Origin of the sequence: Enterococcus sp. C50, assembly GCF_040887505.1 — a bacterium.
Classification (GTDB): domain Bacteria; phylum Bacillota; class Bacilli; order Lactobacillales; family Enterococcaceae; genus Enterococcus_B; species Enterococcus_B thailandicus.
Genome location: NZ_JBFOFW010000007.1, coordinates 103,425 through 114,893 on the forward strand (window position 1 = coordinate 103,425; position 11,469 = coordinate 114,893).

Consider the following 11,469-nt stretch of genomic DNA (forward strand, 5'->3'; position numbering starts at 1 on the left):
TTATTAGACAAATTAAATCGTGAATCTTTATCAGTGTGAGGTGAAAATTTGCCTCACACTTTTTTTGCGGACAAGCATTTTATTTTAACTTACAAAAAGTAAGTTGTATACTGGATGTAATCAAATAAATAGAAAAAGAGGAAAGTGCGATGACAATTTTAATACCAGATTTTCAATTAACAGCTACGGCACACATCGGAGTAGTTGCATTAAATGTTTCAAACTTAGTAAAAATGACTGATTTCTATGAACGTGTCATCGGATTAACGTTACTTGAATCAACAGAAAATCAAAGTGTTTTGGGCGTGAAAGATCAAGCGCTATTGATTTTAACCAAAATCGAAAATCCATTACCCGTTACTCGAAAAACTGGGTTATATCATGTCGCGTTTTTATTACCTACACGAGAAGCGTTGGGTGATGCTTTACTTCACTATTTACAAATCGAAGCGCCGATTGCGGGTGCTAGTGACCATGGGTATAGCGAAGCATTGTATCTAACTGATCCCGAAGGAAATGGCATCGAAGTTTATCGAGATAAACCGATGAGTGAATGGACGATTAAAGAAGATGGTGAAATCGTCGGAGTAACGGAAGAGTTGGATGGCGATGGTGTACTGGAAGCAGCTAGCCGGCACTGGCAAGGCTTTCCTAAGGGTACGATTGTAGGTCATGTTCATTTAAAAGTTAGTGATTTAGACCAAACACAAACATTTTTTACAGAAGTGCTCGGTTTGAGTTTGAAAAATGATTTTGGTAACCAAGCAAAATTTTTTGCGGCAGGTTCTTATCATCATCATATTGGTAGCAACATTTGGTTAGGAACACATATCCCAGCGATGGAGCCCAATGATCTTGGCTTAAATTACTATACGTTTGAAGTACCACTAGCTGAATTGACTCGTCTAGAGAAACATTGGAAAACAAAAACAATCGACTATGAAAAAAATGAAGAAGGACAATTGATTCTTTTTGATCCAAATGGAATTCAAGTCAGAATCACTGGCAGAAATCCACAGATTGATGCATAAAATTGACAAACTAAAATTCGCTTGCTATATTTAAGTAGAAAATAAATAAACCTAGATGAATGGGGAATTTTTGTGAGTGTAGCAGGTATCTAATTAGTAAGTTGAATAACCAATGAACCACTAGAGGTTTATTTGGTGTGCTTATGAGTGATACCTGTCAGAAGAACATACTTTTTGACCTTTTAAGGATGGGACACAACTTCTAAGCTGTGTTGCGTCCTTTTTTTGTACGAAAAAAGACCGTCATAAGCGAATGTGGGTTGCGTTGCTCCAATGAGTTTTGAAAAGGGCTTGAAGTAAGTGTTTATTTTGTGCAATGAAATGTTTCTAGGTGTTTATTTATTTTGAGACGGGTATCTCTTCGCAGAAAAGGAGAGAATATGAATAATCAAATGATTGAAAAACTACAATTTAATGAAATCAAAGAAGAAGTAAAAAAACGTGCGATTGGGCAATACACCAAGGAGCGAATTGAACAAACAACTGTTCAAACAAATTTGCAAACTGTTCAGGTTTGGCAAATCGAGACAAAAGAAGCACGAATGATTTTGGAAAGTAACCAACATGTACCATTTATGGGACTTAGTCGAATTGGTTATTTAACAGATCAAGTAAAAAAAGGCTTGGTTTTAGCACCCGCAGACTTGGTTGAATATGCTGATTTTTTGAGAAGTAGTCGAATGATTACGAAGTTTTTTGAGAAAAATCAATATCAAACACCCACTTTACATGTGTATAGTAATCATTTGCCAGATTTATTGCCAGTTGAAGAAATGATTTATCAAAAAATAACTAATCAACAAGTAAGCGATGACGCTTCACGAAATTTAAGAAAAGTACGAAAACAATTACAGAATTTAGAAAAAGAAATTCAAGAACGCTTACTAAAAATTTTACGGCATCCGAATCATAAAGAAATGATTCAAGAGGCAATGATTGTTCAAAAGGGTGAGCATTACACGATTCCAATCAAGGCAAGTTATAAAAATAAATTTTCAGGAACGATTATTGAACAATCAAATAAAGGAACGACTGTTTTTATCGAACCCACGGTTATCGCTAAGTCAAACGAGCAGTACCAGTTGCTGAAAGCAGAAGAAATTGCGGAAGAATACCAAGTGTTAGCTGAACTAACCGGGTTACTAGCAGAAGAAGAGCAAGCAATCAGTTTGATTATTGAAACAATTACAGCGTTAGATATCATTTTTGCCCGCGCGAAGTATAGCCGTGAATTACAAGGAATCACGCCACGCGTCAATAAGTCAGAACGAATTTCAATCAAGCAAGGAAAACATCCTTTCTTAGCTGAAAATGCAGTACCATTAGACTTTGAGTTAGGAATTGATTATCGTGGATTGGTGATTACAGGCGCGAATGCTGGTGGGAAAACAGTTGTATTAAAAACAGTAGGATTATTTACATTGATGGCGATGTTTGGTTTGCAAGTTCCAGCACAAGAAGGAACCGAACTTGCTATTTTCGATGAATTATTCGTAGACATTGGCGATCAACAAAATTTAGAAAATGCGTTGAGTACTTTCTCAGGTCATATGCAAAACATTGCAGAAATTCTAAAAAGGGTGAACAGAAATACGTTAGTTTTACTTGATGAAATTGGCAGTGGAACAGAACCAAATGAGGGTGCGGCACTAGCTGTTGCGATTATGGAAACAATGTATGAGCAAGGTGCCTTGTTAGTTGCGACGACCCATTATGGTGAAATCAAAAAGTTTGCTAAGGAGCATGAAGATTTTATTCCTGCAGCGATGGCATTTGATAGAGATGCTTTACAACCGAAATACTTATTACAAGTAGGTGAAACAGGGGATAGCCAAGCGTTGTGGATTGCGAAAAAAATGAAGATGTCTTCCAAACTGATCGATCAAGCACAAACGTATATCCAACAAAAAACGTATCAAACAAAGAAAAAAGACTTTGCTGATTTGGGTCAAATCTTTGAGAATAAAAAGAACGAATTAGCTAAACGGCATTTTGAAAAAGGGGATCGTGTATGGCTAACAGAACATCAAAAAGAGGGACTAGTATTTGAAGATGACGGTTCAGAAAAAGTAATGATTTATTTCAACAACGAAAAGATAGCAGTTCTTCGTCAACGTGTGCAGTTCAGACGAAGTGCAAGTGAACTATATCCTGAAGGTTACGATTTAGATAGTTTGTTTATTGATTTTAAAACGAGAAAAAAACAACGTGATTTAGAAAGAGGATCAAAAAAGGCGCATAAAGAGTTGCTGAAAGAAATGCGTACGCGACAGCATCAAAAGAAAAAAGAAACAGATAGTTACTATCACTAAGAAGCGTAATCCACTACGGTAGTGTTTTAGTAGAGCTTAAGTTAAAATAAAATGGAACAAGTTTTGATAAAGGAGTTGTTAACAGATGAAAATTACGCAAAATTGGCGAGAAGAAATCAAAACAATTCCCAATGGGCTTTCGCTTTTTCGAATCGTTTTGTTGCCGGTATATCTTTATTTTGTTTGGCAACGTTCCTTTTATTTGGCAGGGTTAGTGATTGCTGTCTCAGGATTAACTGATTTTTTGGATGGTTATATCGCGCGCCGTTTCAACCAAATTACTGAATTAGGGAAATTATTAGATCCTTTGTCTGATAAACTTACTCAATTTGTATTGATTTTATCAATGGCATGGTATCGACCATGGATCTGGTTATTGCTGGGGTTATTTGTGATCAAAGAAGGCTTTATGATGATTGCAGGAATAATTGGACTGAAACATGGGGTAAAATTAAGTGGAGCCAAATGGTATGGCAAATTGGCGACAGCAGTGATTTATTTAGGGATGATAATCTTATTAGTATGTCCTCAGTTGGCGGAAACGTGGGTAAGTGTAATCTTCGGTGTAATTGCTATATGCTTGATGTTGTCGTTTGTTCTATATGCCTTAGAGTATCGAAAAATGTTACGTTCGACTAAACTTAACTGAATGTTTTATGAGAAGGTTGTGGCGCAAAGCGTCAAGCTTCAAGCAATAAGGATGCTTTTCTAAAAATAGCTTTCCATATTTTTAAGAAGAGAAGACTTATTGCCGAAGAAGTTGCTTTGGGAACACCGTGAATAAAGGTTGTGGCGCAAAGCGTCAAGCTTCAAGCAATAAGGATGCTTTTCTAAAAATAGCTTTCCATATTTTTAAGAAGAGAGGACTTATTGTCGAAGAAACTGCTTTGGGAACACTATTTATTCGGAAGAAAAGGCTGTGACAAAATATTGTCATAGCCTTTTTTTGTGGAGAGGAACCAACAATCTTTATTTTTTAATAATCATATTGATTGCTTGTTCTAGTTTTTTTGACTGTTCTTCAGGATTGGTTTCAGGGTTTTCAAAACAATTTTTAAGATTGTCGGCAACAATCATTCCCATCACCCGATCAATACTTGAACGGACGGCGGTTAGCTGAGTGATGACGTCAATGCACTCTTGTTCATTTTCAATCATTTTTTGAATGCCACGGATTTGTCCTTCGGTTCGTTTGAGACGATTCATGATTTTTTTGGTTTCTTTGGTTTCGTTTTCCAATGTGACGTCCTCCTTTGATGATAATAAATGAAATATACCTCAGGTGGGTATTTTTTGCAAATAAAAATCTTTTTTTCAAAGTTAACAAAATTGTTTTTCTTGACAGTTTTGAAATACTTCTGTTAAATATACCCCATGAGGTATATTTCTAAAAAAGAAAAGAGGGAAAGGAATGTTTTCATTTTTTAAGGTTATTCCGACAATCACTACGCAAGAATTGGCTGAAAAATTACCAACTAATCCTAAAATTGTTGATGTTCGGACAAGTTCTGAATACCGAGGGGGGCATATTCGACAAGCCAAAAATCTTCCTTTAGCGCAAATCAATAATTATCGCGGAAATCAAGAAGAAACGGTTTATGTGATTTGTCAATCTGGTATGCGGAGTAAACAAGCTGTTAAGAAGTTAAGAAAAGCGGGCTATTCTGCTGTGAATGTTCGTGGTGGTATGAATCAATGGCGTGGAACGAAAGTGAGAGGAAAGTAAAATGAAGATTGTTATTATCGGTGGTGTAGCTGGTGGGATGTCTGCTGCTACGAGATTAAGACGTTTGATGGAAGATGCAGAGATTATCGTATTTGAAAAGGGTCCATTTGTTTCGTTTGCAAACTGTGGATTACCTTACTTTGTTTCAGGAGAAATTGATGAGCGAGAAAAGTTATTGGTTCAAACACCAGAAGCATTGGCTGCTCGTTTTCGCTTAGATGTCCGACCAAATCATGAAGTAGTGAACATTTCTCCAGAAGAGAAGCAGGTAGAAGTGGTAGCAAATGGACAGAAAGAAACGGTTGAATATGATGCACTGATTCTATCTCCAGGGGCAAAACCATTTGTTCCTAATATTTCGGGAATTTCAACAGCTGAAAATGTTTTTTCAATCAGAAATGTACCTGATATTGACCGAGTAATGCGTGCATTGGAAGCGAAACCTCAAAAAGCGGTTGTTGTTGGTGCTGGTTTTATCGGTTTAGAGATGGCAGAAAATTTACAAAAGAGTGGACTGCAAGTCACGATTGTAGAGCAGGCGCCACACGTCTTACCAACGCTTGACGAAGAGATGGCAGTCTATGTCCAACAAGAATTAATTAAACAAGGTGTAGCAGTTTTAACAAGTCAATCAGTTGTAGGGTTTGAAGAAAAAGGGAAGAAACTTCGTTTAGCAAATGGTGAAACGTTAGCTTCTGATTTGACGATTTTATCAGTGGGTGTTCAACCAGAAAGTACGTTGGCTGAAAATGCTGGATTAAAACTGGGCTTACGTGGCGGAATCGTTGTGAATGAAAACTATCAAACAAGCAACCCTGCGATTTATGCTGTGGGTGATGCAATCGTAGTCAAACAGCAAATTACTGGTGAAGATGCACTGATTTCGTTAGCTTCTCCAGCCAATCGTCAAGGGCGTCAAGTTGCTGATGTTATTGCTGGGTTGCCGAGAACGAATCAAGGAAGTATTGGAACAGCGATTGTTCGAACGTTTGATTTAGCTGCAGGTTCAACTGGCTTGAGCGAAAAAAGTGCGAAAGCAGCTGGATTGCCAGTGCAAGTGACACATGTGCTTGGAAAAAGTCATGCTTCTTATTATCCTGGTGCAACTGAGTTGTTGTTAAAATTAATTTTTAATCCAATGACTGGTGAAATTTATGGTGCGCAAGGTGTGGGTGTTGCAGGAGTTGATAAGCGTCTAGATATTTTGGCAACAGCAATCAAAGGACAACTGACGATTTTTGATCTACCTGAATTAGAATTTACGTACGCGCCACCGTTTGGTTCGGCAAAAGATCCAGTGAATTTATTAGGATATGCGGCGATGAATATCGCGGAAGGAGTGAGTGAAACGATTCAGTGGCACGAACTTGCAACAGAGCTAGAAAACGGGAAAATTCTTTTAGATGTGCGCGATGAAAATGAGCTAGCTCACGGGAAATTTAAAGAAGCAATCACTATTCCACTAAATGATTTGAGAGAGCGTTTAGGTGAGTTGGATCAAGGCAAAGAATATATTGTGAGTTGTCATAGTGGATTGCGTAGTTATCTTGCGGAGCGTATTTTGAAACAAGCAGGCTTTAAAGTGAAAAATTTAGACGGTGCGTTTGCGCTGTATAAAATGGTGTTACCAGAGGAGATTAGTTATGTATAGAAGTATTGGTCCAGCAGAATTTTATCAAGAAACAAAAAAGAAAAGTATACCTGTTATTGATGTCCGTGAATCAGTTGAGTATCAAATGGGGCATGTGCCAAACGCGGAATCATTTCCGTTAAGTGAGCTAGAAGCTGCCAGCTCACAGTTGAAAAAAGAGAAGACGTATTATGTCATCTGCCAATCAGGCGGACGTTCAGCAACTGCTTGTAATTGGTTAGCTTCACAAGGATTTGATGTTATCAATGTAATGGGGGGAACTTCAGCTTGGCCAGATCGTCTGGTTTAGATGGAACTGAGTGATAGAATTTAGTGACTGCTTTTCTTTGGCATGTGATCTCAGTAAATGATCTCAGTAAATGATTTTAATTAGTGATTTAAATAAACAGTTAGCTGATAGCTACTCAATTTGATAATAGTGTAAGAGTGGATTGCTAGTAACTTGGTTTTATTAGACAGATTCCTTCGAATGTTTATGTTTCTTTTTCTTGATTTGTTTTATACTAAAACGAATATTGAAGAATAAGGACGGGATCCAGGCATGAAAAAATTTGTTACAAGTCTAGCAGTGACCGTTACTGCTTCGGGATTGTTTTTTTTAGCACAACCAGTCTTAGCAGAAACAACGGGAATAACACAAGCAACTAGCTCGACAAGTATCGAGGACACGGTGACAACGAGTGAGTCACAATCAGCAACACAACCAAATGAGTCAACAGAATCAATGATCACTTCTGATGAAATCGAAAATACAGAATCTTCAACACAGCGATTCGACCCTGATTGGTTTCAAAAGTTGGAAGAACGACGAAAAGAAATCGAACAGTCTTTAGAAGATGCTAAGAATCAATTGAAAGAAAATCAAGAAACAATTCATCAAGATTTGACTGAACTAAAAGAGAACGCACAAAAAAATCATGAACAATTGGAACAAAATTTAGCGCATGCACAAGAAATTGCTGATGCGACACAAAAAGATATTGACGGAAAAATTCAAAAAGCCAAAGAGATTCAAGAACAAATCCATTCATTGGGGACAGACGCATCTACTACTTTAACCAATACACAATCAGATATTGAAACAGCGAGTGCTGAAATTGATGCGAAAATTCAAGATGCACAAGCGGCGATTGAAGACGCAAAGGCAAAGAAAACAGATCTTGAGTCAAGTATCGGTCGAATCAAGTCTATTTTACACTCAGCTGGTTCTAACGTAGAAAACCAAGAAGTTTATGCGGCAGACACGAAACAAAGTGTGGAACCTTTAGCAGCTAGCTCTACGGTAAAAGAGTTACCTAAAACGAATGACGAACAATCAATTGGGTTAGCTGTTTTAGGATTAGGATTGGTTAGTTTCACAGCTATTTTAATGAAAAAAAGAGCCTGAATAGCTTTAGTTAGGCTAAGTAGGAAAAAATTGTTTCTAGTGTTTCAAACGAAAATATGCTAAAATAAACATAGAAAAAGGAGTTGCGTCAACAACTCCCTAACAGCACCGTTTAAGACGGTGACCAGTAATAATCTTAGAAAATAATCGTCCTGGTTAGAAGCAGTAGACGGTTATTTTTTTTTGTCTTGGTTGACTACTGCTAGGATGCCAAAAATGATCGTTGCGATTAACGAACCGAAACCGATCATTAGCTCCAAAGCTGATTCAACAGGCAAAAAGGCTTCTCCTCTCTCTGGATTTTGGAAGTACGCACATACGCATCCCCCCTCACTTTTAATTGGATAGCCACCGTCATAAACTCTACTGTCGTTTGTTAGTATACCATGTTCGTCAGAAAAAAAACTTGACTTTAAAATAATCCTGGATGTTTTTTTATAGCACATCCATTCATTTTTAGAAACAGAATAAAAGCATCGCTTTCTCAAAAATAGTCGTTCTTTTGAGAAGCGATGCTTTTGTCTCGTTCTAACTTGTAGAAAAGCTGTTTATCGGGTAGCTACAGCAGTTCCGCTACAAGTAACCATTAACATACCGTTGTCACTACCAAGAACCTCATAGTCCATTTTTACACCAATGATGGCGTTAGCACCAAGGGATTCCGCGCGACGTGCCATTTCAGCTAGCGCTTCTTCTCGAGCTTGTAATAGCTCATCTTCGTAGCTTTTTGAGCGTCCGCCAAATACATTTCGTAATCCTGCACCGATATCTTTAAACACGTTGATACCAGTAATTACTTCACCAAACACGATTCCTTTATAAGCCTCGATTGTTGTTCCTTCAACACTATTTGTAGTTGTTGTAATCAATTCGATCACTCCTTTCTTAGCAAAAGTATAGCAAATTTTTTAATAAAGCGCTCTTTTTCAGCGGAAGTGTTGAAAATCTAAGTAAAAATTGCAACTTTGACTCGAGCTGTTTACAATAAAACTGGTGACAGAAAGAGGTGCGCACATGGAATTGAATCAAGCTGATTTTCAATTATTTGATCGAGAAATATATACTTTCAAGCAATTAAAAGAACAGTATTCAACACAAGAAATCGAAGAAATCAAAGCAGATTATAAAAAACAGTGGCAAAAGTGGAAAACGTTACAGTTAGAAGTTGCAACAGCGTTACCTGTAGGATATGGGATGCAAAAACCCAAAATTGAAAGTTGGACGAATGGCTGGAATTTACGAAGTCATTTTTGGAGTGCTTACCGTAGCGAAGATCGCCAGCGAGAAAATGCATGCTTGGCTGTGTTATTAAATAAAAAACAATTTCAAGTTTATTTGATGTTTCAACAGTATAAAAGTGAAGAGCGAAGTGGTGGAGTGGAAGAATACAATGAGTTGCTAGCTGCATTACCAGAATGGAGCAAACAAGTTGCGATAGAACACTATTACATTTGGCCTCAAGTGGAACACGAGTTGGAGGATCACTTACCTTTGGCTACCTATTTAGCAGATTCGAAAGGGCAAGAAAAATTGAGAGAAGCAATGGGGAATCGCTCGTTTCAGATTGGTCGCTTGTTTTTTGAAACAGAGGTTCCAGTAGAAAATCTTGTAGCAGAAACAATCAAAGCGTTAAAAGAGTTAGCACCTTTGTATTTTGCATTAAAAAAATAAACCTGTCCCTGTCTTTTCTAGCAAGGCTTGTGAAGAAGTGTGTTAATTTTGAATGAAAATAATAGTAAAGAGGCGTATAATAAGCGAGCATTCATGATTAAAAAGGAGGATGTCAATGAAAGAATTGGATTTATCAAAGTCTTTGTTTGAACTAGTTTCCCTTTACCCCGAAGTAAAGGAATTGATGTATAGATTAGGTTTTGAAGCAATTGCAAAACCAGGAATGTTACAAACAGCGGGTCGTTATATGACAATTCCTAAAGGTGCAAAAATGAAAAAAATTCCTTTAGAAAAAGTGATCGGATTATTTGAAGAAAATGGATTTATTGTGAAAGGAGTAGAGTGATGGAGCGAACAAGACAGCAACGACAAGAACGCATTGTAGAAATTTTAACGTTGTTACATGAAGGTGGTTCGTTTGAAGCAGCGAAAGAATTGTTCAATCAAGAGTTTGACGGAGTGGATGTGACAGAAATCACAGCAGCTGAAAAAGCATTGATTCAGAGTGGCTTAAATCCACAAGAAATCCAACGATTATGTAACATTCATGCGGCAGTATTTAAGGGATCAATTAATGAGATTCATCGATCGAATTTGGAGCATGAACAACCTGGGCATCCTATTCATACGCTGAAGTTAGAAAATCAAGTGTTACAATCTTTGTTAACAGATGAAATTGATGACTTATTGTTAAAAATCAAAGCAGGCGATTGGACACAAAAAGAACGACTGCTTAAAGCGCTCAAGGATCTAAGACAAATTGATAAGCATTATGCACGTAAAGAAACATTGATTTTTTCTTACATGGAAAAATATGGAATCTCAGCACCACCCAAAGTGATGTGGGGCGTGGATGATGATATTCGCGACATGGTAAAAGCTTTGATTCAGCTAGCGGAAGACGAACGAGCAGCTTATAACCCCATTGCTACCAAATGGGAAGAAACGAAAAACGAAATCGAGGAAATGATTTTTAAAGAAGAAGAAATCATGGCGCCGATGACGCTGGATGTGTTTAGTTTATCTGATTGGGAAAAAATCGCAGCAGATAGTTTTGATGTTGGTTTTGCCTTTATTCCAGAACCGCTTCCTTGGAAACCAAGCCAAGAGGCATTGGAAAAAGAAAGCGAACGCGAACCAGCTCGTCAGTTGGCAATCCAACAAGCAAAAGCAACCACAGACGGAATTGCCGAAAGCTTGTTGAACGAAACGGATAGCGTACCAGTATTTGTAGAAAAACAAGACAAAGCCGAAATGAAAGAAGTTTCTGAGCCAATTGTCCTACCAACAGGAACGTTAAAACTGGAACAAATGATTGCAATGTTTCAAGTTCTACCCGTTGATTTAACCTTTGTGGATAACGACGATCGAGTACGCTTTTTCTCTGAAGGAAAAGAACGTGTTTTTCCACGAACGACGTCAGTGATTGGGCGAGAAGTAGTAAATTGTCATCCACCAAAGAGCATGCATATTGTGCAGCAAATCTTAGATGATTTTCGTTCAGGTGCCCGTTCTGAAGCCGAGTTTTGGATTGATATGCGTGGGAAAAAAATCTATATTCGCTATTTTGCGTTAAGAAACGAAGCAGACGACTATCTTGGTTGTTTAGAAGTAACCCAAGATGTGACACCAATCCAGTCACTTGAAGGACAAAAAAGATTATTGGACTAAAGCTAAGGATAAAAGGTTGT

Annotated in this window: 13 protein-coding genes; 10 read left to right on the forward strand and 3 right to left on the reverse strand. The window is 37.6% G+C overall.

Annotated elements, in window-relative coordinates; translation table 11 throughout:
* Positions 1-149 precede the first annotated feature (149 nt).
* From AB3I20_RS09970 to AB3I20_RS09980, 3 genes are all read left to right on the forward strand, one after another.
* Positions 150-1,031, forward strand: a complete 882-nt coding sequence (locus tag AB3I20_RS09970) for a VOC family protein (protein ID WP_368027257.1) — start codon at positions 150-152, stop codon at positions 1,029-1,031.
* A gap of 380 nt (positions 1,032-1,411) precedes the next feature.
* Positions 1,412-3,343: a mannonate oxidoreductase gene (locus AB3I20_RS09975; protein WP_067481493.1), complete on the forward strand. Its 1,932-nt coding sequence runs from the start codon at positions 1,412-1,414 to the stop codon at positions 3,341-3,343.
* A gap of 85 nt (positions 3,344-3,428) precedes the next feature.
* Positions 3,429-3,992 (forward strand): CDP-alcohol phosphatidyltransferase family protein, encoded by a 564-nt coding sequence (locus tag AB3I20_RS09980; protein WP_368027258.1) that lies wholly within the window; start codon positions 3,429-3,431, stop codon positions 3,990-3,992.
* Positions 3,993-4,312: 320 nt separating this feature from the next.
* Here AB3I20_RS09980 and AB3I20_RS09985 read toward each other — a convergent pair whose 3' ends face one another.
* Entirely contained in the window at positions 4,313-4,549 is a 237-nt protein-coding gene (locus AB3I20_RS09985) for a metal-sensitive transcriptional regulator (RefSeq protein ID WP_067481516.1), read from the reverse strand.
* A gap of 205 nt (positions 4,550-4,754) precedes the next feature.
* Between AB3I20_RS09985 and AB3I20_RS09990 the strand changes: the two genes are divergently transcribed.
* From AB3I20_RS09990 to AB3I20_RS10005, 4 genes are all read left to right on the forward strand, one after another.
* Positions 4,755-5,069 carry a rhodanese-like domain-containing protein gene (locus AB3I20_RS09990; RefSeq protein WP_067481490.1) on the forward strand — a complete coding sequence of 105 codons (315 nt, stop codon included), beginning with the start codon at positions 4,755-4,757 and terminating at the stop codon, positions 5,067-5,069.
* Position 5,070: 1 nt separating this feature from the next.
* A complete protein-coding gene (locus tag AB3I20_RS09995) occupies positions 5,071-6,720 on the forward strand; it encodes an FAD-dependent oxidoreductase (RefSeq protein WP_067481488.1) in 1,650 nt (549 codons plus the stop codon).
* Positions 6,713-7,009, forward strand: coding sequence for a rhodanese-like domain-containing protein (locus AB3I20_RS10000; protein ID WP_067481486.1), 297 nt, complete (start codon positions 6,713-6,715; stop codon positions 7,007-7,009). Before AB3I20_RS09995 ends, AB3I20_RS10000 begins: the two co-directional genes overlap by 8 nt.
* Before the next feature lie 252 nt (positions 7,010-7,261).
* Positions 7,262-8,107, forward strand: a complete 846-nt coding sequence (locus AB3I20_RS10005; protein WP_067481484.1) for an LPXTG cell wall anchor domain-containing protein — start codon at positions 7,262-7,264, stop codon at positions 8,105-8,107.
* 173 nt (positions 8,108-8,280) lie between these two features.
* Here AB3I20_RS10005 and AB3I20_RS10010 read toward each other — a convergent pair whose 3' ends face one another.
* Together AB3I20_RS10010 and AB3I20_RS10015 are read right to left on the reverse strand one after the other, a co-directional pair.
* Positions 8,281-8,385, reverse strand: a complete 105-nt coding sequence (locus tag AB3I20_RS10010) for a putative holin-like toxin (RefSeq protein WP_231885371.1) — start codon at positions 8,383-8,385, stop codon at positions 8,281-8,283.
* A 270-nt stretch (positions 8,386-8,655) separates the two neighbouring features.
* Positions 8,656-8,976 (reverse strand): putative heavy metal-binding protein, encoded by a 321-nt coding sequence (locus AB3I20_RS10015; protein WP_218658062.1) that lies wholly within the window; start codon positions 8,974-8,976, stop codon positions 8,656-8,658.
* 145 nt (positions 8,977-9,121) lie between these two features.
* On the opposite strand from AB3I20_RS10015, the gene AB3I20_RS10020 reads away from it, so the two are divergent.
* From AB3I20_RS10020 to AB3I20_RS10030, 3 genes are all read left to right on the forward strand, one after another.
* Positions 9,122-9,778, forward strand: coding sequence for a glucose-6-phosphate 1-dehydrogenase family protein (locus AB3I20_RS10020; RefSeq protein WP_368027260.1), 657 nt, complete (start codon positions 9,122-9,124; stop codon positions 9,776-9,778).
* A 115-nt stretch (positions 9,779-9,893) separates the two neighbouring features.
* A complete protein-coding gene (locus AB3I20_RS10025) occupies positions 9,894-10,124 on the forward strand; it encodes a DUF1858 domain-containing protein (protein ID WP_067481478.1) in 231 nt (76 codons plus the stop codon).
* Entirely contained in the window at positions 10,124-11,449 is a 1,326-nt protein-coding gene (locus AB3I20_RS10030) for a DUF438 domain-containing protein (RefSeq protein WP_368027261.1), read from the forward strand. Before AB3I20_RS10025 ends, AB3I20_RS10030 begins: the two co-directional genes overlap by 1 nt.
* The last annotated feature ends 20 nt before the right edge of the window (positions 11,450-11,469 follow it).

Bases quoted from the DNA above. Each gene is read 5' to 3' on its own strand.
- AB3I20_RS09970 (WP_368027257.1), top strand. From the start codon at position 150: ATGACAATTTTAATACCAGATTTTCAATTAACAGCTACGGCACACATC.
- AB3I20_RS09975 (WP_067481493.1), top strand. From the start codon at position 1,412: ATGAATAATCAAATGATTGAAAAACTACAATTTAATGAAATCAAAGAA.
- AB3I20_RS09980 (WP_368027258.1), top strand. From the start codon at position 3,429: ATGAAAATTACGCAAAATTGGCGAGAAGAAATCAAAACAATTCCCAAT.
- AB3I20_RS09985 (WP_067481516.1), bottom strand. From the start codon at position 4,549: ATGAATCGTCTCAAACGAACCGAAGGACAAATCCGTGGCATTCAAAAA.
- AB3I20_RS09990 (WP_067481490.1), top strand. From the start codon at position 4,755: ATGTTTTCATTTTTTAAGGTTATTCCGACAATCACTACGCAAGAATTG.
- AB3I20_RS09995 (WP_067481488.1), top strand. From the start codon at position 5,071: ATGAAGATTGTTATTATCGGTGGTGTAGCTGGTGGGATGTCTGCTGCT.
- AB3I20_RS10000 (WP_067481486.1), top strand. From the start codon at position 6,713: ATGTATAGAAGTATTGGTCCAGCAGAATTTTATCAAGAAACAAAAAAG.
- AB3I20_RS10005 (WP_067481484.1), top strand. From the start codon at position 7,262: ATGAAAAAATTTGTTACAAGTCTAGCAGTGACCGTTACTGCTTCGGGA.
- AB3I20_RS10020 (WP_368027260.1), top strand. From the start codon at position 9,122: ATGGAATTGAATCAAGCTGATTTTCAATTATTTGATCGAGAAATATAT.
- AB3I20_RS10025 (WP_067481478.1), top strand. From the start codon at position 9,894: ATGAAAGAATTGGATTTATCAAAGTCTTTGTTTGAACTAGTTTCCCTT.
- AB3I20_RS10030 (WP_368027261.1), top strand. From the start codon at position 10,124: ATGGAGCGAACAAGACAGCAACGACAAGAACGCATTGTAGAAATTTTA.